Below are 23,234 nucleotides of genomic sequence, written 5' to 3'. Positions count from 1 at the left end.
TAGTCAGGCTGAACTTATGGAAGACCTGCAAATCAAAAAATATTTCCACTGCAATCGGGTCTATTTTACTCGGGTTTGCCGTTGCAAAAATTCCTACGCTTCTATAAAAACTATTGTGCCTCCGTAATGAGGAGCATGTAACCCTTAGGCCTTTAAGTTTTAACCCTTTATTAAACTTCTAACTATTGTCCTTCGACAAACTCAGGATGACAGTCATTTTAAGCTAAACTTTCAGCTTTTAACTTTATTCTTTCCGATTAGTGTTTAAAGTGTCTAACGCCTGTGGTTACCATTGCAATACCTTTTTCATTTGCTTTCGCAACAGAATCTGCATCTTTAATAGAGCCACCAGGTTGTAAAACTGCAGTAATACCTGCTTCAGCAGCAATTTCAACACAATCAGGGAAAGGGAAAAATGCATCCGATGCCATCGAAGCGCCTTTAATGCTAAAGCCAAATGAAGCTGCTTTTTCTATCGCTTGTCTTAAAGCATCAACACGACTGGTTTGACCAACGCCACTTGCAATTAAAACGTCATCCTTAACCAGAACAATAGTGTTAGATTTTGTGTGTTTTACAATTTTATTTGCGAAAAATAAATCTTTCAATTCTTGTTCAGTAGGTGCTTTATCCGTAACGGTTGTCATTTGCTCCGGACCTTCGATAATTAAATCTTTATCCTGCTCAATTACACCATTTAATAAAGTTTTGAATTGTTTTTTGCTAAGTTCAACCTCATTACGTTGTAAAATAACGCGGTTTTTCTTTTTACTGAATAACTCAATTGCTTCTGGTTGATATGATGGTGCAATTAAAACTTCGAAAAATAAATTATTAATTTCTTCAGCGGTTGCCAAATCAACCTCGCGGTTGGTAATTAACACACCACCGAAAGCAGAAACCGGGTCGCAGGCCAGTGCATCAAGCCATGCTTGTTTTACAGTAGAGCGAGAGGCAATACCACATGCGTTTGTATGTTTTAAAATTGCAAAAGTTGGTTCCTCAAATTCATCAATCAGCGCAACCGCCGCATCAACATCTACCAAGTTATTGTATGAAAGTTCTTTTCCGTTCAACTTTGTAAACATGGCATCTAAATCGCCATAAAAAACACCACCTTGATGAGGGTTTTCGCCATAACGTAAAGTTTTCGCCTCAGTTACGCTTTGTTTAAAAACATCAAGTGGTTCTTCCTGATTGAAATAGTTAAAAATTGCGGTATCGTAATGAGAAGAAGTGTGGAAAGCTGTTTTAGCAAAGGCTTTACGCTGAGCTAAAGTTGTTTCGCCATCCTGGGCTTCTAATTGAGCCTGCAAAGTCGGGTAATCGTTTTTAGATGCAATAATTACTACATCGTTAAAGTTTTTAGCCGCTGCTCGTATTAGAGAAATTCCACCTATGTCAATTTTTTCAATGATTTCTTCTGCTGTTCCACCAGCTTTAACCGTTTCTTCAAATGGGTATAAATCAACTATTACCAAATCAATTTCCGGAATTTCATATTCGGCAATTTGTTGTTTATCGCCTTCTAAACCTCTACGATTTAAAATGCCGCCAAATACTTTTGGATGCAAGGTTTTAACTCTACCACCTAAAATAGAAGGGTAACCCGTTAAATCTTCAACCGCTGTAACCGGTAGGTTTAAATCTTTAATGAATTGCTCAGTGCCACCTGTAGAAAATAATTGAACACCTTGCTTAGCAAGCAACTCAACTAATGGCGCTAAACCATCCTTATAATATACTGAAATTAAAGCGTTTTTGATTTTAATGGGTTGACTCATTTTACTATAAATTTTGAGCCGCAAAGGTAGTAAAACAGAATGTTTTTTTATACGATTAAGGAGTAAAAAATACATTATCTTATTATGGATAGTTGTAGCTTAATTTTTATCCCTTATCACAATTTAATACTGATTTAAAATATTGTAGATGTTTTGTTAGCCGATTTATTGCCTGCATAATTGTAATCTGCGATAGCTTATTATAAATGCAAGTCATCGCTAAGAAAATTAAAATAGATAAGTATACAAACTAAATTAACTTACTTTTTAATCTTTTTTACAATGCTCTCTACAATTCTTGGGTAATGTAAATGCTCAAGCTGTTGACCCTTAAACTTTATCATTTCCAGGTTATCAGCTTTATCAATTTTATAACGGGCCTGGTAAATGTATTCACCTTCATCGTAATTTTCATTAACATAATGAATGGTAATTCCGCCTTCTGTTTCGCCTGCGGCGATAACTGCATTATGAACGTTATCGCCATACATGCCTTTGCCGCCAAATTTTGGTAAAATAGACGGGTGAATGTTTACAATTCTGCCTGTATAAGCGGCAATTAAATTTTTAGGGATTAGCCAAAGAAAGCCAGCTAAAACAATAAGGTCTATGTCGAGATTTTTTAATAAATCGATTACTTCATCTGTTTTATAAAATTCATGTTTATCAAATACATGGCTGGGGATTTCAAAATTATCCGCCCGCTGCAAAACATAAGCATCTGCATTATTCGTTAAAACTAATGAAATTTCCGTATCGGTGCTTCTTTTAAAATGCTCCATTAGTTTTTGGGCGTTAGAGCCCGAACCTGAAGCAAATATGGCTATTCGTTTTTTCACTCAAAAGTCGTTTTGTCCAAAAATAGCATTTTTAGGCAGGTTTAATAGAAAACAATTCAATAATGTGATTTACAGTATATAGAATTAAAAATTATGAGTATTTTTGTGCCAATAATAAGGGGATAAAAAAATAAAATAAAAAAGTTTAAAGTGTTTTGTAATTTAAAAACATAAATCCTATATTTGCAACCCGAATTATAGGAAACGATTAAAGAAAAAAATAAAGGCTAATTACAATGGCAAATCATAAATCTTCATTAAAAAGAATTAGAGCAAACGCTACAAAACGTTTACGTAACAGATATCAGGCAAAAACTACACGTACTTTTATTAAGAGATTACGTGCATCTGAAGATAAAAAATCTGCATCAGATTTGTTGCCTAAAGTAATTTCTATGTTAGATCGTTTAGCGAAGAAAAACGTTATTCACAAAAACAAAGCAGCTAACAATAAATCAAAATTAACGAAATTCGTTAACGGTTTAAAATAAGCTAATTTTTTACGATATTAGTAAAAGGCATCCCAACCGCAAGTTGGGATGCCTTTTTTTTGGGTAAAAAATTATGGAAAACTACGAGCAGAAATTAGGAATTAAACTTTGGGCCGAGGAAGACAGGCCAAGAGAAAAATTATTACTTAATGGGCGAAGGCATTTAACCGATGCAGAACTTATCGCAATACTAATTGGTTCGGGTAATAAAAACGAAAGTGCGGTAGATTTGAGTAAACGAATTCTTAATTCTTTTAATAATAATCTCACTAAGTTAGGGCAGGCCTCCATTGCCGAACTTTCTAAATTTAAAGGGATAGGAGAGGCGAAGGCAATTTCGATTGTTGCCGCACTCGAATTAGGTTTGCGCAGAAGAGAAACTGCCATCGAAGATATTGTGAAAGTTTCTACCTCAAGTGATGTTTACAAATATCTCTACCAAACTTTTGCACATTTAAACCATGAAGAGTTTTGGATTTTGTTGCTCAATCGGGCAAATAAAATTACTGGCAAACAATTAATTAGTAAAGGTGGGCAAGCTGGTACTGTTGCCGACCCGAAAATTATCTTCAAAGTTGCACTAGAGCAAAATGCAGCCTATATTGTTATGGCGCATAATCATCCATCAGGGAATTTAAAACCAAGCGATAGCGACAATAAACTTACCCTAAATATGGTTGCTTCGGGTAATTTGCTCAGTATTCCTATTGTTGACCATCTAATTTTTACAGATAATGGCTATTACAGCTATCGCGATGAAGGCATTATTTAAGATAAAACAATTGTTACTTAACATAAAATGAACAACAGGCAGTTAACAATTTTGTAATTTGGCAGCATGAAAAACTTAATAGCCATTGCAATCTGTGCATTGTTATCTGTACCAGTTTTTGCTCAAAAAAGCACCACACCAATAAATATTATCACCTATAATATAAGGTATAATAATCCAGGCGATGGAGTAAATGCTTGGCCAAATCGAAAAGATAATGTTAAAGCTTTGGTAAAGTTTTATGATGCAGATATTTTATGTGTGCAAGAAGCATTGGCCGACCAGTTCGATGATTTAATAGCAAATTCTAATTTTGACTTTGTTGGCGTTGGCAGAGATGATGGTAAGCGTAAAGGCGAATTTTCTGCCGTATTTTTTGATAAAACAAGGTTCACAAAAAAAGATGGTGGTACTTTTTGGTTATCAGAAACCCCCAATGTTCCATCAAAAGGTTGGGATGCGGTTTTGCCAAGGGTTTGTAGCTGGGTAAAGTTGTATGATAAGCTAAATAAGAAAGAATTTATTGTTTTTAATACGCATTACGATCATGTTGGTGTAAAAGCCCGCATAGAATCTGCAAAATTAATTAAGCAGAAAATACAGGAAATTGCCCCAAAATTGCCTGTTGTTTACACTGGCGATTTAAATGTTACGCCTGAAACTGAAGCAATTTCAACCATAAAATCTTTTCTGCAAGATGCTAAAGAAATTACTGTCGAAGTACCTTATGGTCCGAATGGAACTTTTAATGCTTTTGATTTTAATAGCGATTTAAAAAACAGGATCGATTATATTTTCGTTAATAAAGGTTTTAAAGTTCAAAAATTTGCAGTGTTGAGTGATAGTAAAGACAAAAGATACCCATCAGATCATTTACCTGTTTTTGTTCGCCTTTTCTTTTAGGATGGTTAATGGAGTTGTTTGCGCTGATAGACGCAGAGATTAGTTGTGGTCGTCATTTTTTCGACCGTAGCAGAGAACCACGAAGTGCTCAGCGAAGCTGAAATCTTTTAATAATGGTTATGTGGTTCAAAGATCTCTCCGTTTCGCTACGCTTCAGTCGAGATGACGCAGGAATAGCCGTAGTCATTTCGTCTACATCGTCATTTCGACCGTAGCAGAGAAATCTTTTCCGTTAAATATGATTTTTATTTATTTATCACCTTTATTTCAGCTGTTGATAAACAAGATAAAGTATTCAGTTAGCTTGAAAGTTTTTTGAAGGAGTATATCGCATCTCAGATAAATTTATCCTTACTTTCAATATAAAATTTTTTAAAAAAATAGTATGGAACGAGGAGGATGCGTATACATAATGACTAATTACCAAAGAACAACATTGTATATAGGAGTAACTTCTGACTTACAAATAAGAATGAAACAGCATCGCGATAAGTATGATCCAACATCCTTTAGCGCTAAATATAATTTAAGTATTTGTGTTTATTATGAGATGTATCCATCTATTGAAGAAGCTATTGCAAGAGAAAAACAATTGAAAAAGTGGAGTAGGTTAAAGAAAGAGCATTTAATAGCAATCAAAAACAATGAATGGACAGATTTATGCCAGGATATACTTATGTGGTAAACCGAACTGTGAGTTCGATTTTTATGGTTCAAAGATCTCTCCGTTTCGCTGCGCTTCAGTCGAGATGACGGAGGAATTTGTTAGAGATAGGCCTGCTTCAATTATAATGAACAATTAAGTCATATTTATTACACCGAGATTTCTCGATAAGCTTTCTGCTTTAACCATTAAATAATATCTTTGCGTTTTATAAAATATGATTATCAATCAGGATTAATCTTGAGACTTGATACTCGCTACTTGATACTAAAAGATGAAAATATCATACAACTGGTTAAAGCAATTCATTCAAATAGATAAAACCCCGCAAGAACTTTCGCTAATCCTTACAAACGTAGGTTTGGAAGTTGAAAGTGTAGATAAAGTGCAACCAGTTATTGGCGGTTTAGAGGGTTTGGTTATTGGTGAGGTTTTAACTTGTATACAGCATCCAAATGCCGATCGTTTACGTGTTACCACTGTTAATGTTGGCGGCAAAGAAAATCTTCAGATTGTTTGTGGAGCTCCAAACGTTGGCGCCGGGCAAAAAGTTGTTGTAGCTACCGTTGGTACAACGGTTTATCCCTTAGAAGGCGAGCCTTTTAAAATCAAAGAATCTAAAATCAGGGGAGAGGTATCGCAAGGTATGATTTGCGCTGAAGATGAAATTGGTTTAGGTAAATCTCACGATGGAATTATGATTCTTCCGGCAGAAACCCAAATTGGGATTTTAGCGAAAGAGCATTTTCAAATGGAAGATGATTTCGTGTTCGAGATCGGTTTAACCCCAAACCGTGCTGATGCAGCTTCGCACTTAGGTGTAGCCAGAGATTTGGCTGCTTATTTCAGAAGTGAATTTGAAATGCCTGATTTATCTGCTTTCAAAACAGAGAACGAAAATCTGGTTATCCCGGTTGAGGTTGAAGATTTAGACGCTTGTCCGCGTTATAGCAGTGTAACCATTTCTGGTGTTACGGTTGCAGATTCTCCTGAGTGGTTGAAAGATAAATTAAAGGTTATTGGTTTAAGGCCGATAAATAATGTTGTAGACATAACAAATTACGTATTGCATGGACTCGGACAGCCATTACATGCCTTTGATGCTGATAAAATTGTTGGCGGAAAGGTAATTGTTAAAAAAGTTGCAGAAGGCACATCTTTTTTAACACTTGATGATGTTGAGCGCAAATTAAGTTCAGAAGATTTGATGATTTGCAATGCAGATGCACCTATGTGTATTGCAGGCGTATTTGGTGGAAAAACTTCTGGAGTTGATTCAGAAACAAAAAATATATTTTTAGAAAGTGCATACTTTAACGCTGTCTCCGTTCGTAAAACAGCTAAAAGGCATGGCTTAAAAACGGATGCATCTTTCCGTTTTGAAAGAGGAACAGATCCTGAAATGACGGTTACCGCATTAAAATATGCTGCGCTTTTAATTAAGGAGCTTGCTGGCGGTACAATTTCTTCATCAGTTTCTGATATTTATCCAAAACACATAAAACCATTTGAGTTTGAAGTGAGTTGCACAAGCATTAATAAATTAATTGGTGCAAACATTCCGGCTGCAGAAATTAAGCATATTATTACGGCTTTGGGTATTTCGGCAACCAATACATCTGATGATAAATTAGCGCTAAGAGTGCCATCATTTAAAGTTGATGTTACCCGTGAGTGCGACATTACTGAAGAAGTTTTAAGAATTTACGGTTACAACAACGTTGAAATTCCTTCTAAAATTAATGCTTCGCTTTCTTATACATCAAAACCTGATAAAGAAAATACACAAAACGTAATTGCAGATATGCTTAGCGCAAATGGCTATTCAGAAATTTGGTGTAATTCTTTAACTAAATCTGCATATTCTAAAAATACAGATGAAGCCGTTTTTATTTTAAATCCTTTAAGTAGTGATTTAAATGTAATGCGCCAAAGTTTACTGATGCCGGCATTGGAGAGTGTTGCTTATAACCAGAACCGTAAAAATGCTGATGTTAAATTCTACGAATATGGTAAAACCTACCATTTAATTAATGAGCAGTATGTAGAGCGTCCGAGGTTATTGTTACTGATTTCTGGTGCAACAGAAAATGAGCAATGGAATCAAAAGGCTAAAACTTCAAGCTTTTATAATTTAAAAGCAGCAGTTGATGCAGTAATTTCGCGTTTGGGTATCACGGCTTATCAATCGGATGTATTAGAGGATGAAGATTTCGCCTATGGTATTAAATATTTTAGAGGCGATAAAACTTTAGTACGTTTTGGTGCGGTTACAAAAGCAGATAGAAAAATTGCTGATGTTAATGCAGAGGTTTTTTATGCTGATTTTGACTGGGCTGTTCTACTGGATATTGTTCGCAAAAATAAAATTGTAAATAAAGAGGTTTCAAAATATCCGCAGGTAAGAAGAGATTTATCTTTATTAATTGATAAAAATATAACCTTTGATACTTTAAAGGCAATTGCTTACAAAACCGACAAAAAGCTAATAAAAGATGTTGGTGTTTTTGATGTTTATGAGGGCGATAAATTACCGGAGGGAAAAAAATCTTATGCATTAAATTTCATTTTGCAAGATGAGGAACAAACCCTTACAGATAAGCAGATTGAGCAAACTATGCATAAATTAATTACAAATATAACAGCTCAAGCAGGCGCAGAAATTAGGAAATAAAATATTATTTTGTATTTTTAAAAAATAAATTCATGACTTCTGTTGCAGAACAATTAAGTAAAGTAATACAAAAAACAACCCGGGTAATCGAGTTGTGCAATGCCTTACAAGAAGAAAATGATTTATTAAAGCTTGAGAATCAATCGTTAAAAGTTGCGCTTGATACTTCAAAAGTAAAACATGTAGACCTTGAAGAAAAATTAAGGGTTACAAAACTTGCCAAGAGTATTGAAGGAGCAAGCGAAAAGTCGCTTGATATTAAACAAAAAATTAACGATTTTGTGCGGGAGATAGACAAAAGTATTGCATTGCTTAAAAAATAAGTAAAGCAAAAAATCGAAACTAAGCTAAAAAATGGGAGAAATCTCTATTAAAATAACCATTTCCGACCGTATTTATCCTCTAAAGGTTAATATGGAAGAGGAAGAGATTGTGAGACGGGCAGCAAAAATGATTAATGAGCGCATAAAAGACTATCAGGAAAATTATGCGGTTAGAGATAAGCAGGATTTACTTTCCATGGCTGTGTTGCATTACGCAACCGCTGTGCTAAGAACGGAGAATAAAGTGCAAAACCAGGATACTGCTGTTGCTGATAAAGTTGAAGAATTGGATGTTTTATTAAACGATTTCTTTTCAAAATAAGGTACGTTCTTTTTAAGTATTCGTTATTTTGGTTTTAACCAGAATTTGATTTATCAGATGCTGAAATAAATTTAACCTGATGAAAACTTTTTACAATTAGCACAAAAATATAGCCGTAGCTATTTTTTGAGTTTCAAATTTTATAAAACTTAACACTTCAATATCTATAGGGTTAAGAGGGCGGATTTCATTTGCTTTTAGTATCTGAAAATGGCTTAAACCCTAATTATGCTTAGTTGAGGTTTGAAAAAGATGAGACTTTAAAAATTAGCTGCGGTTTTTTTTTACAAACAAAACAAAATGGAAATATTAGGATACGTGTTTGCCTTAATTGCCGGTGTAGCCATCGGTGTTGTGGTTGGTAGATTCCTGTTACGCAACTTGCTAAAACAACAAGAAGTTGCTGCACAGAGTAAAGTGAAGAAAATTTTAAAAGACGCAGAGAATAACGCTGAAATTTTAAAAAAGAATAAGCTTTTAGAAGCAAAAGAAAAATTTTTACAGCTAAAGGCTGAGCATGAGCAGGAAGTTAATGCTAAAAACAATGCTATTAATCAACGTGAAAATACGATTAAACAAAAAGAACAATCGGTAAATCAGCGTTTAGAAAATTACAACAAGAAAGAACAAGAGTTAGATAAGCAAAAGGTTCATTTAGAAAAACAAACTGAAATTGCAGTTAAAAAGCAAGAAGAAGTTGAGGTTCTAAAAAATCAGCATTTAAAACAATTGGAAACTATTGCCGGGCTATCTGCCGAAGAGGCGAAGGAGCAATTGGTAGAAAACCTGAAACAAGAAGCCCGTACACAGGCTATGATGCAGGTTAAAGATATTGTTGATGAAGCAAAATTAACGGCTAGCAAAGAGGCTAAAAAAGTGGTTATTCAAACCATTCAACGTACAGCTACCGAAGCCGCAATCGAAAATTCTGTATCTATTTTCCATATCGAAAGTGATGAAATTAAAGGTAGGGTAATTGGTAGAGAAGGAAGAAATATCCGTGCTTTGGAAGCCGCAACAGGTATTGAGATTATTGTTGATGATACACCAGAAGCCATCATTTTATCGGGTTTCGACCCTGTTAGAAGAGAGATTGCTCGTTTGGCTTTACACCGTTTAGTAACCGATGGCCGTATACATCCGGCTCGTATTGAGGAGATTGTTGCCAAAACTAAAAAACAGATTGAAGACGAGATTGTAGAAATCGGCGAGCGTACAGTTATAGATTTAGGTATTCACGGCTTACACCCGGAGCTTATCCGTATGGTTGGACGTATGCGTTACCGTTCATCTTATGGTCAAAACCTTTTACACCACTCTCGTGAAGTTGCTAATTTCTGCGCAACCATGGCAGCCGAATTAGGCTTGAATGCTAAAATGGCAAAACGTGCTGGTTTATTGCATGATATAGGTAAAGTGCCAGATGATAACCCTGAATTGCCACACGCGATTTTAGGTATGCAATTGGCAGAAAAATATAAAGAGCATCCGGAAATTTGTAATGCAATTGGTGCTCACCACGATGAAATTGAAATGACATCGATGATTTCTCCAATTATTCAGGCTTGTGATGCAATTTCTGGCGCTCGCCCTGGGGCACGTAGAGAAGTTGTAGAAAGTTACATCAAACGTTTAAAAGATTTAGAAGAATTAGCCCTATCTTATCCTGGCGTTGAAAAAACTTTTGCAATTCAGGCAGGTAGAGAGTTACGCGTTATTGTAGAAAGCGAAAGAATTACTGATGCTCAGGCAGAATTGCTTGCAGCAGATATTTCAACTCGTATTCAAACAGAAATGACGTATCCGGGACAGATTAAAGTAACGGTTATTAGAGAAACCCGTTCTGTAGCCTTTGCTAAATAGAGGATTACACAGATTGAAAGATTCCACAGATTTATGTGGTTATATAGATTTTAAAGCGATGAGTTTTCATCGCTTTTTTTGTTTGCCAAGAAAACACGGAATACACAGCATTTTATGGCTAAGTTTATTTCATGCCTGCTGATTGCAATGATTTAAGCAGATTCATGTTGTATAAGCCCTGATATTAATTGCCTTTTAAATATTTTATTTATTTTTACATGATGAGCAAGCAAACCAAAACTATTGTACAAAAACGTCCTGTAGATGTTTATTTCGATAAATATCAGGAAAGTCATAACAACCATACAAATGAGGTTATACATTGGATTTGTGTGCCATTGATTATTTTTAGTTTATTAGGTTTAGTCTGGTCAATTCCATTTCCGCAAATTTCTTTTTTAGGTAAGTACAATATGTATTTGAATTGGGCTTCTTTTTTAATTGCCTTTTCAGTGTATTATTATTATCGTCTGTCGCCTGTGCTTTCTTATTTCATGCTTTTAATTATTGCTGCTATGAGTTATGGTATTGTAGCGTTAGAGCAGTGGGAAAAAGCTGGTGGTTTGGCATTATGGTTAGTTTGCTTAATAATTTTCGTTATCGCGTGGATTGGTCAATTTATCGGGCATAAAATCGAAGGAAAAAAGCCATCGTTTTTAGATGATGTTAAATTCTTGTTAATTGGTCCGATATGGTTATTGCACTTTATTTGTAAGAAAATAGGTTTGAGATATTAATCTTTTACCAATTAACACTGAGTTAACATTTAGCTAAAAAAAGCTTAATTAACACCTAACATGTAGCTAACATTGTGGTAATAGCTTTGCCTAAAATTAAACGTAGGCAAATTGAACTCAATTACAATTTTTAGAAAATCGGCATTAACGATGTTGATTTTATTCTTCGGCATAATTTCTTATGCGCAAACCGGAAAAATTTCAGGTACAGTATCAGATAAAAAAACGGGTGAAACCATTATCGGTGCAACGGTTAGAATTAAAGGTACAAACAAAGGTGTTTCTACAGATGTGGATGGAAAATATATTCTTCCAATGGCTGATGGGAAGCATACTTTAGAATTTTCTTTTATCGGATATCAATCCAAAGAAATTTCTGATGTTGAGGTTAAGAGTGGAGCGACTACTTCATTAAATGTAGTGCTTAGTGAATCTGGCGGACAAAATTTAGGTGAAGTTGTAGTAAAAGCTAGTTTCAGACAAGAATCTGTTAACTCTTTATATGCTAAACAAAAAAACAGTGCCGTAATTTCTGATGGTGTTTCCAGTGATCAGATTAAAAAATCACCTGATAGAAATACATCAGACGTTTTAAAGAGAGTGAGTGGTGCAACTGTTCAGGATAACAAATTTGTTGTCATCAGAGGATTAAGTGATCGCTACAATAACGCCACACTAGATGGTTCATCACTTCCAAGTACAGAGCCAAACCGTAAAGCATTCTCTTTTGATATTGTGCCATCTAATTTGGTTGATAATTTAGTGATTAGCAAAACTGCTACTCCAGATTTACCTGCCGATTTTACAGGTGGAGCAATACAAATTAATACTAAAGATATTCCAGACAGAAACTTTATTAGTTTCGGTGTAGGTACAGGTTATAATACAGAATCTACATTTAAAGATTTTAAAAGTGGCAAAAGAAATGCAACTGATTATTTAGGATTTGATAATGGCGATAAAGCTTTACCTGCCAACTTTCCTTCGCGTACAAGAATTAGCAGCGGTTTAACATCTGCTCAGCAAATCTCAGCAATGAAATCGCTATCTCAGGATTGGAAAATTTATACCAATACGGCTTTACCAACTCAGAATTATCAATTTACTTTAGGCAGAGTTAAAGAGTTTAAAGAAACAACCAATAAATTTGGTGCTCTATTCTCTCTTACATACAGAAATTCGCAAACTATAAATAATGATGTAATTCGTGATTATGTAAATTATGATTACCATGATGATATTTACAGATTCTCTACAAGTTTAGGAGCCATTGCAAACTTTGCATACACGTATGGAAAGAGTAAAATCACTTTCAAAAATATTTATAACCGAGCCTATGATGATGCATATTTAACAAGAGATGGCTTTAATAGCGATAGAGGTAGAGATATTAAATTTTTCGCTTTTGATTTAATGCAGAAGCAATTATTTAAATCTACGGTTGAAGGTAATCATGCTTTAGGAGAAAATAACTCGAAAATTAACTGGTCATTAAGTTATGCTAATATCTTGAATGATCAACCAGACCAAAAGAAAATTTCTTACCAGAGAAATCCATCTGATGCCGGTACTGCAAATTATGTTTATACTGCCAGCACAGGAACTTTAAGTAAAGAAAACTCGAGGTTATTTTCTAAACTGAGTGAAGACAATTTTAGCGGTGGCTTAAATTATACGCTTCCATTAAAAATGTTCGGTCAGTTGGCAACCTTTAAAACGGGTTTAAGTTCAATATATCGCGATAGAACTTTTGATGCAAGGTTTGTAGGTTTAAGAGCGAATACTGGTGCGCCAAACGCAGATTTAATAAGCCAGCGCCCATTAAGTACATTATATGGTGCTGATGCAATAAACGGTGGCGCATATTCATTAGATGATATTTCGGCAGATGCTGATAGCTATAAAGCACATTCGATAACTAATGCCGGTTATTTAATGCTTGATAATAAATTTGGCGAAAAATCGAGATTAGTTTGGGGTGTAAGGGTAGAGCAATTTAATGTTGTTTTAGATGCTAAAGTTCCAACTCCGCAAACATCAGTAAACGATAATTATGTTGATGTTTTACCATCGGTTAATTATACTTACAGCTTAACTCCTAAAGTTAACTTAAGAGCATCGTACTATCGTACGTTAGCAAGACCAGAATTTAGAGAATTATCTTCTGCCGCTATTTATGATTACGAATTACTTGCATTACAACAAGGTAATCCAAACTTAAAGGAAGCTAAAATTGATAATGCAGATTTACGTTTCGAGTTCTTCCCAGAGGCTGGCCAAATCATTTCTGTATCTGGTTTCTACAAAAAATTTCATAATGCAATAGAATCTTACAATCAGGATGCCGGTTCGACCAGAATTATTACTTACATCAATTCTGATAATGTAGATGTTTACGGGGTTGAGTTTGAGTTCCGCAAAAATTTAGATTTTATCGCTAAAACTGATTTTCTAAAGAAAACAACTTTTTACACAAACTTATCTTTAATAAAATCTAAAGTTGTAACCGCAAATACAGGCATCAATCTAAAACAAACAAACAGACCAATGGTTGGACAGGCGCCATACATTGTTAATGCGGGTTTACAACATAATTTCTTAGGCGATAAATTAAGTTTTAACGCATTATACAATAGAGTTGGACGTAGATTAGTAGTTGCCGGTGGTGTGTTATTCCCTGAAATTTGGGAAGTTCCAAGAGATGTTATTGATTTGCAATTAGCCTTAAAAGTAATTAAAAACAAAGGTGAAATAAAATTCAATGCTGGTGATATTCTTGGTAACCGCATTACTCAATACTATGATATTGATGTAAACAAAAAGTACAACAGAACATCTGATGAAACGATAGCGAGTTACAAACCAGGTAGCAATTATTCGTTATCATTCTCATACACATTTTAAGGTTAACATTAATTTAAAGCTGGATTAATGATCTGTTAAACAAGGCTTAATATTCAAATTACATTCAAATACTAATTTTGGAAAAAGTAAAATTAATTAAAATGAAAAAACAATTATTACTATGCGCATTAAGCGTATTGGTTTTCTTAGCAGGTTGCTCTAAAAGTGGTGATGATGGCGAGATTAACCCACCAACTGATGCAGGTACAGTTGAAATTTCAGGTGATGTTACTGCATCTACAACTTGGACAGCAAATAAGATTTATCTATTAAAAGGTAATGTTTTTGTAACAAATAATGCTACTTTAACTATCGAGCCAGGAACAATTATAAAAGGTGATAAAGCGACAAAAGGTGCGCTTGTAATTACCAGAGGTTCTAAAATCAATGCTACAGGTACAGTAGAAAAGCCAATTGTATTTACTTCGAGTGTGGCTGCAGGTGCCCGCAAAGAAGGTGATTGGGGTGGTTTAATTATCTTAGGTAAAGCACAAAATAATGTTGGTACTTCGGTAGCTATTGAAGGTATCTCTGATGCTACAGATAAAGGTAAGCATGGTGGTACTGATAACGCAGATAACTCTGGAGTTTTAAAATACATCCGTATTGAATATGCAGGTATTGCTTTAAGTCCGGATAACGAAATTAATGGCTTAACTTTTGGTTCGGTTGGTTCTGGTACTGTTGTAGATTATGTTGAAGTTTATCGTTCAGGTGATGATGCTTTCGAATGGTTTGGAGGTTCTGTTAATTGTTCTCACTTAATTGCTATCGATTCTTGGGATGATGATTTTGATACAGATAATGGTTTCTCAGGTAAAGTTCAGTTTGGTTTAGCACAACGTTTATCAGTTACAGCAGACGTATCAGGTTCAAATGGATTTGAATCAGATAACAACGCAGCTGGCGACAATGCTTCTCCGCAAACTTCAGCAGTATTTTCAAATATGACAATTTTAGGCCCTGTGGGTTCTGGTAGTTCAAGTATCAATGCTAACTTCCAACATGGAGCTCAAATCCGTCGTAATTCTGCAATCAGTATTTTCAACTCTGTAATAGTTGGTTACACTGAAGGTGTTTTCTTTGATGATGCTTTACCAGCAGGTGGAACTTTAAATGCATCAGGAAACCTAGTTGCCGGAAGATCTGTTTTTGCTAATAACTTGATTTATAATTCAAACAGCAAAAGCAATCAAATCAAAGCTTCTAACGCTACGGCTTTGGGTGTTGTTACACCATTATTAACCGCAACAAATACTTTTGATGCAGCAGCGTTGGCCGCAAGTATTTTTACAGACCCTTACAAATATTCGGCAGATTTAGTTGCAGCAGCAAGAGTTGGAGTGCCAAACTTTACGGTAGTTGCTAATTCGGCAGCAGCCGCAGGTGCGGCATTTACAAACTCTAAATTAACAGCAGGTTTTACAAGCGTTGCTTACAAAGGTGCTTTCGGTGCTGAGAACTGGGCAGCAGGATGGGCTCATTTCGACCCACAAAATTTACCATACACTACACCAGGTGCAGTAAAATAGTTAAATCAGTAGTAAAATATAAAAGGGTTTCAGAACTAAAATTCTGAAACCCTTTTTTTATGATGCAGTTTCTTTGGTTTCTTCAACCTTTGGTTTACGCTTTGTTTTGTTTACGCTTGGCTTAGCATCATTAACGATAGATAGAGGCTCATCTTCCTTAATAAAAGGTTCTATTGCATCTTTTTTTGTGCTAATGCTTACTTTCTTTGATAATTTCTTCGCCAGCTTTTCAATTGATTTTTCTGCCTTCTTCTCTTTTCCATAAGCCTTTGCAATTTCGCTAAATGCAGAAGTCAATTTAGATGCTATCTCTTTTCTTAGTGTCTTGCTTGTACCTTGGGTTTTCTTTGAAGTTTTTTTCTTTTTCATCTAACAATAATGGATTTTCCCAAAGATATGTTATGTGAATATGAAATCAATATTATGATTATGTTAACCAATTGATTGTGAGTTAACACCAAATTATTTTTTTTGTATAAACAGCTGGTATATAGATTAATTGTCGTCTATCCCCTTGTAGCAATCGCAAAGTGTTGATGGCAAAGGTTGGCTTAAAATTTAGCACCTTCGGCGATGTCGCCACCTAAATCAAGTGTGTTTTGAAATGCCTCTAAATAACCTAAAAGGTGTCTTTCGGCATTTGCATAAGAATTGAAAGTTGATGTCGGGTCATTCGCATCTGCATCACTCTTATTTTTGAAATATAAATTTACCTGAAATGTAAATAGATTTTCATCATGCACGGGAGAAAGAATTCTGGCCTTAACCTGATGATTATGAATTTCTACAAAAAATTCTTTTAAAACCGAATAGATGATTGCAGCCATGTGTAGAGGATAATTTTCAAAATTTTAATTAGAACTTAAATGTAAACAAAAACTTAACTCAATTTTAAATTTACAGATAAGATAACCTTCCCTTAATTTTGAATTAACTTAAAATTAACATTAACGCTTAATTGGTTCGTAAGCGTAAACAATTTCATACTTTTTATCTTTCAGGCTGTTTGATATTTGACCGATTTTTAAGTTTTGAATTTGCGGAGTGGGCTCGCAGTAAGAATATTTTTTGCCTTTATAAGTAATTGAATTTCCGATAGGTTGGTCAAATTGTACAGCAATTGTTAAATGTTTTGGATATAAAACGGCCAGCATGGGTAAGTTATAAATCTCTTTCACCAAAAAGAAAAAAAGCGCAGCCCTATCATCACAATCGCTTATTGTATTGGATAATGTTTGTTCTGGTGAATAACGTTTTTCTTTACCAAATTTCTGAGCATCATCTTCGTATAAAAACGCATATCGGGTAAATTGCATCAAATAATCAATACCCTTTTTTTGGTTCATGTTTTTCAAATTATTTTTTAAAACCGGAATCAAAGAGCTATAGGTTTCTCTGCTTAAAGGAATATTAAAATAAGTTTCAAAATCAACTATCGGATAATTTTTAAAAATGGATTCCACATCATCATTTACCTTCAGTTTAAAATGATTGATTTTTTGTTTGTAACTAAACTGTATATCTTTTTCTTTGTAATTATCAGGTTTGAAATCAGGCATCCTGGTAACTTTGTAAGAAAATGCATGTGTAGCTTCCGGAACTGAGATTTCTACCTGTTTATAGGCTCCTGCTTGCTTAAAAAGTTTACCATAATCGTGGTAATTTAAGCACATATATTTTTTGCTGTCAATTTCGAAGAATGGAATGTCGCTTATGTCTTCATCATTTTTAACATAAAAAATAATCTGTCCATCGCCCACGGCAATTTTCGCATCGTAACCACATTTTGTTAATAAAAACCACTTATACAAGGTGTATTGACTGTAATTTTCCGCTTTCGGACTAATCTCTTCAGCCGTTTTTCTGATCAGTTGATAAAAAATCCAATCGTTTAAATTATGCTTTTTCTTATAATCAGATAACAAGGAGATTAAAGTTTTGTAATTGTACGTATTGGCTTTATTGTAAAAATCTTTAACCGATTGGGCAGTTGCCAGCGATGGTGTTTTAATAATGGAATTAGAATCTATATTGAAATTGAAAGTGCCATCAAAAAACTCAAAAGCATAAGATTGAGCTTGTGCACTATTAAGCGACGAAAATAGGCTTAACAAGACTAAAGAAATAAACGAAAACTTGTTTATACCGTTTTTCAATTTCAAATATTTGGTAACATTAAATTTAATATTAATTAACGTAAAATCAACAATTATTTAATGTTAACAAGTAGGTACAAACTTAACTTCAAGTTAATTTTGAATGATAGCAGCCCTGTGATAATTTTAATATTCTACCGGATAAATTATTCTTAAGAAAGTAAATTTATCAATGCAATTTGCTCTAAAAAAGTGTTTTTATAACGATTTATTGATTTTAACTTAACATTAATACTTCACCTTTGCCGATGTAAATATTTGGTTAGTATTTATAAAAGTTTAGGTTAGTTGATAATAAAAAACCCGGATGGATGTCCGGGTTTTTTTATTAAAGATTTTTACCAAGTTTTTCAAGAATCTCTGCCGGGATGTTGTGGGTATCAACTACCAAAAATCCATCTAAGCAATCAGAAAACTTAGGGTCGATGTTAAACGAAATAATTTTGGCATTTAGGTTCATGTATTGTCTTAACAGCACCGGAACCTTAATGTGAGAGTTTTCAATGTCTCCAATAATACTATCTAAATCTTTAAAAGAATCACTGCTATCTACAAGTGTATCGGTAGAAATTGGCAATAAATCAGCTTTAAATTTATTCCTTGGCTTAACATATTTGGCCATTTCATAATCGAAATGATTTTTTGTGATGTAATCTACAATTAAAGCCTTGCTAAATTTAGAAAAGCTATTGCTAATACTCACCGGACCAAACATATATCTGTATTGAGGATTATCAATCAGATATTTTAAAATCCCTTTCCAAAGTAAGAAAAGTGGCAATGGTTTACCCTGGTATTCTTTTCTAATCCACGAACGGCCTAGTTCTATCCCTTGCCTTAAGATTGGATAAAACTGATCCTTCATTTTAAAAAGCTCTGATAAATAAAAACCACGGCGGCCCATGCTTTCTAAAATCTCATCACCTTTACCAATTCTGTAAGCGCCAACTATATTTTCTAAATCTCTATCCCAAATAAATAAATGGTTATAGTAAATATCGTAATTATCTAAATCTATTTTTTTGTTTGTGCCTTCGCCAACTTCACGGAAAGTGATTTCCCTTAAACGTCCTATTTCTCTTAGCACATTCGGAATTTTAAGAGTGGGTACAATATACACCTCGTAGTTTTTCTCAGTCCAAACTTTAAAATCTTCAAGCGTTGCTACCTCATCTTTAATCAAAACTCTTGATGTTTCCTCAATAACATCAGCAGCTTTCTTTTTGATTTTGAATAAATTTAAAGGATTAAAGAGCTTTTTTTCAGTATCTAAACCCACACCTAAGGCATAAGTACGGGCACGCAAAAAGTCCATTAATTTATTGCTTTTGTTCATGTTCGAAATTTCATCTAAACCAATAGCCTTTCCAATCCTAACTCGGATGGTTCTGCCATGTTTATTTAAAAATTCGGATGGTAATTTAGCGGTACGTAGCGTAGGATGTATGAAACTTAAAATATTAAAGAATACACCGTTATTGCCGTGAAAATAAATTGGTACAACCGGCACCTTTGCTTTGGCAATAAGTTTTCCAACCACCGGATGCCACATTCTATCCGTAACTTGCTGGGCATCTAATTTAAATGTCGATACTTCTCCCGCAGGGAAAATACCTATTGGCGTTCCATTTCTTAATAAATCGAAAGTTGTTTTTAAGCCGCTGATGCTTGATGAATGTTGTACATTTTCGAAAGGATTCACCGCAACAAAAAATTCATCCAGGTTTGGGATTTTCTTTAAAATAAAGTTTACCATAACCTTCGCATCCGGGCGAACGGTACATAAAAGTTTTACCAATGCTAAACCCTCAACACCGCCATACGGATGGTTTGCAATAGCTATAAATGGTCCGGTTTTAGGGATGCTGTTTAATTCATCCTCATCAAAATCAATCGAAACACCAATTGTTTCTAATATTTTATCTACAAACTCTAAACCTTTAAAATGCTGATTTTGAGAGAACACATCGTTAATGTCGTTCAGCTTCATAATTTCCATCAGCAAGCCGGCTAGTCCCGGTACACCCAATTTATCAATCTTCGTTGCCTTTGCAAATTCTGAGGTAGTTATAATCTTCATAAAAAAATAATGGGCTTGTTGATTTGCGAAACGCCAAGTGCTTTGCAATCCCAAAAATAAGATTTATATTTATAATACACATGTCATATCGCACAATGAGAATTTGGCTAAACAAACATTTCGGTTTCAGCAAAAGCGAATTCAATGGATTGCTGCTTTTAATCATTATTATCATCCTTCTTAAAACCTTTCCTCTTTTCTATAATATTTTGTTCCGGTAGAAAAAGACAATGAAAACATGCTTGCCTCCATACAGAAGATTGAGATAAGCGATCAAAAACGCTTTAGTTATACTAAAGAATATATTGAAAATGCATCTGAAAAGATTACACATAGGTTATTCAAGTTCGACCCAAATAAAATTGATGCTGAAGATTGGCAAACCTTAGGTTTATCAGCAAAACAGGCTCAATCTATAGTAAACTATAGAAACAAAGGCGGTAAATTTTTTAAGGCCGAAGATTTACAACGCATGTATACGATTTCGCCTGAGATGTATAAAAAGCTTTTACCTTATGTTGAAATTGAAAAGATTGACTTTCCAAAAAAGGATTTTCAGTATGAAAAAAAGGAATTTGTTAAAAAGGCATTGGTTGTTGTAGATATTAATCGGGCAGACTCAGCAGCATTAGATCAGATAAAAGGTATAGGGCCAGCTTTTGCATTACGGATTTTAAAGTATCGGGAGCGTTTAGGTGGTTTTTACAAAAAAGAGCAATTAATGGAGGTGTATGGTTTAGACTCGGCTAAATACGCAGAAGTGAAAGACCAGATTTCGGTTAATGCGAATGCAATAAGAACTATAAATATTAATGCGGCTGATTTTAATGCATTAAAAAGCGCTCCTTACTTATCATATAAACAAATTAACGCCATCATCCAATATCGTAAGCAGCATGGTAATTATTCAAATATCGATGATTTAAGAAAAATCCAAATTCTTACACCGCAAGTAATCGATAAGATCGCTCCATATTTAGTTTTTTAGCTGATAATAGATTTTTATCAATAATTGATTCATTTCAAAAATCTTATGAAAAAAAATCAAAATTTTAAAACTGTCTTTATTAAGGTTTAAAATTAGCGTATGTAATAATTGAACCAAATACCAATTCATTCTACATCTACGCAAATATTTGATGGTAAATAACTCAAAAATAATTGTTTATCATTGCCGCATCTAACTAAAAAATATATATTCATGAGCGTAAGCTATAATTTTTCAGAAACTGAAACGCAGATAAATGTTAAGACGATGGTTCGGGATTTTGCCGAAAAACACATCCGTCCGAATATTATGCAATGGGATGAGGAACAAACTTTTCCGGTAGAATTGTTTAAACAATTAGGGGAAATGGGATTAATGGGTGTTTTAGTGCCAGAAGAGTATGGAGGCTCAGGTTTTGGTTATCAGGAATATGTTGATGTTATTGTTGAGGTTTCGAGGGTATGCGGTTCAATCGGTTTATCGCTTGCGGCACACAATTCACTTTGTACCGGGCATATACTAGCTTTTGGTAATGAAGAACAAAAACAGAAATGGTTGCCAAAATTAGCAACTGCACAATGGATTGGTGCATGGGGTTTAACAGAGGCGAATACCGGTTCGGATGCATTAAGGATGATGACTACAGCCGTTGAAGATGGTGATGATTACATTATTAATGGGTCGAAGAATTGGATAACTCACGGTAAAAGTGGTGATATTGCAGTAGTAATGGTGCGTACTGGAGATCAGGGAAGTTCGAAAGGAATTTCTGCATTAGTTGTAGAGCGTGGAACACCTGGATTTGCTGCAGGCAAAAAGGAAAATAAGTTGGGGATGCGTGCTTCTGAAACAACTGAAATGATTTTTGACAATTGCCGTGTACCAAAAGCGAATTTGCTGGGGAATGTTGGTGAGGGTTTTAAGCAAGCAATGAAAGTTTTGGATGGCGGTAGGATATCAATTGCTGCATTAGGATTAGGAATTGCTAAAGGAGCTTTTGATGCTGCGGTTAATTACTCAAAACAGCGTCAGCAATTTGGGCAACCGATTTCCAGTTTTCAGGCTATAAGCTTCAAACTGGCCGATATGGCTACCGAAATCGAGGCCTCTGAATTGTTAATTCGCCAGGCGGCTGATTTAAAAAACAGGCATTTGCCAATGACAAAGGAATCGGCAATGGCTAAATATTTTTCATCTGAAGTTGCAGTAAAAGTTGCAACAGAAGCTGTGCAGATTTTTGGAGGCTATGGTTATACAAAAGATTTTCCGGTAGAGAAGTTTTATCGCGATAGCAAACTGTGTACAATAGGCGAGGGGACTTCAGAAATTCAAAAAATAGTGATTGCAAGAGAAATATTAAGCTAAATTTAAAAGCTAGGCGAGCTGGCCTGTAAAGTAAAAAAAAACAAACCAAATATATTATGAGTAAATCCGGATGGTGAATAACCACCGGATTTTTTTATGTCTAATTATAAAAGTCTATGGGTTGTGCAAAAGAGTTAAACTGGTAAAAAAGTTAATTTTACTAAAACACTATCAATTGATAGTAGTTTCAGTTAACCAACCAACTATTGTGGCAATTCTTTAACTGAGATAATGCTATCCACTACATAAACTGAAAATCCCCTCCATGGTAAAGTGTTTTTATATTCTTTGTAATGAAGTTCGTAGAATTTTCCGCTATTTGCCATCATCTTTTCCGCAATAGCTTTATTACCAATAGAAAATTCAAATTCGTTATTTTGAAGCGTTCCGGTTTGTCGGGATTTAATACCGCTTTGAATGAGTTTTCCTTCATAAGTTTTAAACAGATATCCCTTTCTAACAACGTAATTAAGCTCTCCCGCTTTTACGCCTTCTCCAAACACAAAAAAATATCTATAATAACCAATTGCAGCTAAAATTAATATCACTACGATAGAAATTATGCTAATTACCTTCTTTCCTGATGTCATTTTTTACAGTTTATAAGCATAAATGTAATAAAAACTCTTATTTAGGTAAATAATTTTAATGATTTTTAATATTAATAATTTTTTTAGTTCATAATCATGTCTAAATATCTTATAAATTACACTTTTTTGGTATTTTTTAATTGATATTTAGGTTTAAAAACTTATTTTATCTTATAAATTCATTATTTAGTTAATAATCATCAAAAAAACTTATTATTTATTTCTTATTTATCATAATTTTTTGTTT

Annotated in this window: 20 protein-coding genes; 13 read left to right on the top strand and 7 right to left on the bottom strand. The window is 34.3% G+C overall.

Annotated elements, in window-relative coordinates; translation table 11 throughout:
* Nucleotides 1–257: 257 nt before the first annotated feature.
* On the bottom strand, nt 258–1,784 hold the full coding sequence (gene purH, locus LUA90_RS03320) for a bifunctional phosphoribosylaminoimidazolecarboxamide formyltransferase/IMP cyclohydrolase (protein WP_231462444.1): 1,527 nt from the start codon (nt 1,782–1,784) through the stop codon (nt 258–260).
* A gap of 260 nt (nt 1,785–2,044) precedes the next feature.
* Nucleotides 2,045–2,623 (bottom strand): phosphoribosylglycinamide formyltransferase, encoded by a 579-nt coding sequence (gene purN, locus LUA90_RS03315; RefSeq protein WP_231462455.1) that lies wholly within the window; start codon nt 2,621–2,623, stop codon nt 2,045–2,047.
* A 236-nt stretch (nt 2,624–2,859) separates the two neighbouring features.
* Here purN and rpsT point away from each other — a divergent pair, with 236 nt between their 5' ends.
* The 11 genes from rpsT to LUA90_RS03260 all read left to right on the top strand — a co-directional run bounded on the left by rpsT (nt 2,860) and on the right by LUA90_RS03260 (nt 15,808).
* Nucleotides 2,860–3,114 (top strand): 30S ribosomal protein S20, encoded by a 255-nt coding sequence (rpsT, locus tag LUA90_RS03310; protein WP_231462463.1) that lies wholly within the window; start codon nt 2,860–2,862, stop codon nt 3,112–3,114.
* Between the two features lie 73 nt (nt 3,115–3,187).
* Nucleotides 3,188–3,886: a DNA repair protein RadC gene (radC, locus tag LUA90_RS03305; RefSeq protein ID WP_231462465.1), complete on the top strand. Its 699-nt coding sequence runs from the start codon at nt 3,188–3,190 to the stop codon at nt 3,884–3,886.
* 66 nt (nt 3,887–3,952) lie between these two features.
* Nucleotides 3,953–4,789 carry an endonuclease/exonuclease/phosphatase family protein gene (locus LUA90_RS03300; protein ID WP_231462470.1) on the top strand — a complete coding sequence of 279 codons (837 nt, stop codon included), beginning with the start codon at nt 3,953–3,955 and terminating at the stop codon, nt 4,787–4,789.
* Nucleotides 4,790–5,174: 385 nt separating this feature from the next.
* On the top strand, nt 5,175–5,474 hold the full coding sequence (locus tag LUA90_RS03295) for a GIY-YIG nuclease family protein (RefSeq protein ID WP_255713457.1): 300 nt from the start codon (nt 5,175–5,177) through the stop codon (nt 5,472–5,474).
* Between the two features lie 253 nt (nt 5,475–5,727).
* A complete protein-coding gene (pheT, locus tag LUA90_RS03290; RefSeq protein WP_231462479.1) occupies nt 5,728–8,127 on the top strand; it encodes a phenylalanine--tRNA ligase subunit beta in 2,400 nt (799 codons plus the stop codon).
* Between the two features lie 32 nt (nt 8,128–8,159).
* A complete protein-coding gene (locus LUA90_RS03285) occupies nt 8,160–8,450 on the top strand; it encodes a hypothetical protein (RefSeq protein WP_231462481.1) in 291 nt (96 codons plus the stop codon).
* Nucleotides 8,451–8,481: 31 nt separating this feature from the next.
* Complete coding sequence (locus LUA90_RS03280) at nt 8,482–8,772, top strand: cell division protein ZapA (protein WP_231462488.1); 291 nt, start codon at nt 8,482–8,484, stop codon at nt 8,770–8,772.
* A gap of 300 nt (nt 8,773–9,072) precedes the next feature.
* Nucleotides 9,073–10,635: a ribonuclease Y gene (gene rny, locus LUA90_RS03275; RefSeq protein ID WP_231462495.1), complete on the top strand. Its 1,563-nt coding sequence runs from the start codon at nt 9,073–9,075 to the stop codon at nt 10,633–10,635.
* Nucleotides 10,636–10,856: 221 nt separating this feature from the next.
* Complete coding sequence (locus tag LUA90_RS03270; RefSeq protein WP_231463118.1) at nt 10,857–11,372, top strand: DUF962 domain-containing protein; 516 nt, start codon at nt 10,857–10,859, stop codon at nt 11,370–11,372.
* A gap of 111 nt (nt 11,373–11,483) precedes the next feature.
* Nucleotides 11,484–14,276, top strand: a complete 2,793-nt coding sequence (locus LUA90_RS03265) for a TonB-dependent receptor (protein WP_231462503.1) — start codon at nt 11,484–11,486, stop codon at nt 14,274–14,276.
* 101 nt (nt 14,277–14,377) lie between these two features.
* Complete coding sequence (locus LUA90_RS03260) at nt 14,378–15,808, top strand: hypothetical protein (protein ID WP_231490156.1); 1,431 nt, start codon at nt 14,378–14,380, stop codon at nt 15,806–15,808.
* Between the two features lie 57 nt (nt 15,809–15,865).
* Here the strand turns inward: LUA90_RS03260 and LUA90_RS03255 are convergent, their stop codons facing one another.
* The 4 genes from LUA90_RS03255 to LUA90_RS03240 form a co-directional block, all read right to left on the bottom strand.
* Nucleotides 15,866–16,177, bottom strand: a complete 312-nt coding sequence (locus LUA90_RS03255) for a hypothetical protein (protein WP_231490154.1) — start codon at nt 16,175–16,177, stop codon at nt 15,866–15,868.
* Nucleotides 16,178–16,359: 182 nt separating this feature from the next.
* On the bottom strand, nt 16,360–16,635 hold the full coding sequence (locus LUA90_RS03250) for a hypothetical protein (RefSeq protein ID WP_231462513.1): 276 nt from the start codon (nt 16,633–16,635) through the stop codon (nt 16,360–16,362).
* A 120-nt stretch (nt 16,636–16,755) separates the two neighbouring features.
* The gene (locus tag LUA90_RS03245) at nt 16,756–17,964 is read right to left on the bottom strand and encodes a hypothetical protein (protein ID WP_231490152.1); all 1,209 of its coding nucleotides are present in this window, start codon (nt 17,962–17,964) and stop codon (nt 16,756–16,758) included.
* Nucleotides 17,965–18,292: 328 nt separating this feature from the next.
* Entirely contained in the window at nt 18,293–20,044 is a 1,752-nt protein-coding gene (locus tag LUA90_RS03240) for a lysophospholipid acyltransferase family protein (RefSeq protein WP_231462522.1), read from the bottom strand.
* Between the two features lie 238 nt (nt 20,045–20,282).
* On the opposite strand from LUA90_RS03240, the gene LUA90_RS03235 reads away from it, so the two are divergent.
* Together LUA90_RS03235 and LUA90_RS03230 are read left to right on the top strand one after the other, a co-directional pair.
* Nucleotides 20,283–21,032 (top strand): ComEA family DNA-binding protein, encoded by a 750-nt coding sequence (locus LUA90_RS03235; RefSeq protein ID WP_231462530.1) that lies wholly within the window; start codon nt 20,283–20,285, stop codon nt 21,030–21,032.
* Between the two features lie 213 nt (nt 21,033–21,245).
* Nucleotides 21,246–22,397 carry an acyl-CoA dehydrogenase family protein gene (locus LUA90_RS03230; protein ID WP_231462539.1) on the top strand — a complete coding sequence of 384 codons (1,152 nt, stop codon included), beginning with the start codon at nt 21,246–21,248 and terminating at the stop codon, nt 22,395–22,397.
* Between the two features lie 203 nt (nt 22,398–22,600).
* Here the strand turns inward: LUA90_RS03230 and LUA90_RS03225 are convergent, their stop codons facing one another.
* Complete coding sequence (locus LUA90_RS03225) at nt 22,601–22,987, bottom strand: hypothetical protein (protein ID WP_231462541.1); 387 nt, start codon at nt 22,985–22,987, stop codon at nt 22,601–22,603.
* Nucleotides 22,988–23,234: the final 247 nt, after the last annotated feature.

The organism is Pedobacter sp. Leaf170 (assembly GCF_920984665.1).
In the GTDB taxonomy this organism is placed as follows: Bacteria; Bacteroidota; Bacteroidia; order Sphingobacteriales; family Sphingobacteriaceae; genus Pedobacter.
The sequence above is the reverse complement of the archived record's forward strand: the minus strand, read 5'-3'. Positions and strand labels throughout refer to the sequence as shown.

Excerpts from the sequence above, each read along its gene's own strand:
- LUA90_RS03270 (WP_231463118.1), top strand. The coding sequence starts at position 10,857 with ATGAGCAAGCAAACCAAAACTATTGTACAAAAACGTCCTGTAGATGTT.
- LUA90_RS03285 (WP_231462481.1), top strand. The coding sequence starts at position 8,160 with ATGACTTCTGTTGCAGAACAATTAAGTAAAGTAATACAAAAAACAACC.
- LUA90_RS03235 (WP_231462530.1), top strand. The coding sequence starts at position 20,283 with ATGCTTGCCTCCATACAGAAGATTGAGATAAGCGATCAAAAACGCTTT.
- purH (WP_231462444.1), bottom strand. The coding sequence starts at position 1,784 with ATGAGTCAACCCATTAAAATCAAAAACGCTTTAATTTCAGTATATTAT.
- radC (WP_231462465.1), top strand. The coding sequence starts at position 3,188 with ATGGAAAACTACGAGCAGAAATTAGGAATTAAACTTTGGGCCGAGGAA.
- rpsT (WP_231462463.1), top strand. The coding sequence starts at position 2,860 with ATGGCAAATCATAAATCTTCATTAAAAAGAATTAGAGCAAACGCTACA.
- LUA90_RS03225 (WP_231462541.1), bottom strand. The coding sequence starts at position 22,987 with ATGACATCAGGAAAGAAGGTAATTAGCATAATTTCTATCGTAGTGATA.
- pheT (WP_231462479.1), top strand. The coding sequence starts at position 5,728 with ATGAAAATATCATACAACTGGTTAAAGCAATTCATTCAAATAGATAAA.
- LUA90_RS03240 (WP_231462522.1), bottom strand. The coding sequence starts at position 20,044 with ATGAAGATTATAACTACCTCAGAATTTGCAAAGGCAACGAAGATTGAT.
- LUA90_RS03230 (WP_231462539.1), top strand. The coding sequence starts at position 21,246 with ATGAGCGTAAGCTATAATTTTTCAGAAACTGAAACGCAGATAAATGTT.
- LUA90_RS03295 (WP_255713457.1), top strand. The coding sequence starts at position 5,175 with ATGGAACGAGGAGGATGCGTATACATAATGACTAATTACCAAAGAACA.
- LUA90_RS03255 (WP_231490154.1), bottom strand. The coding sequence starts at position 16,177 with ATGAAAAAGAAAAAAACTTCAAAGAAAACCCAAGGTACAAGCAAGACA.
- rny (WP_231462495.1), top strand. The coding sequence starts at position 9,073 with ATGGAAATATTAGGATACGTGTTTGCCTTAATTGCCGGTGTAGCCATC.
- LUA90_RS03250 (WP_231462513.1), bottom strand. The coding sequence starts at position 16,635 with ATGGCTGCAATCATCTATTCGGTTTTAAAAGAATTTTTTGTAGAAATT.
- LUA90_RS03280 (WP_231462488.1), top strand. The coding sequence starts at position 8,482 with ATGGGAGAAATCTCTATTAAAATAACCATTTCCGACCGTATTTATCCT.
- LUA90_RS03300 (WP_231462470.1), top strand. The coding sequence starts at position 3,953 with ATGAAAAACTTAATAGCCATTGCAATCTGTGCATTGTTATCTGTACCA.
- LUA90_RS03260 (WP_231490156.1), top strand. The coding sequence starts at position 14,378 with ATGAAAAAACAATTATTACTATGCGCATTAAGCGTATTGGTTTTCTTA.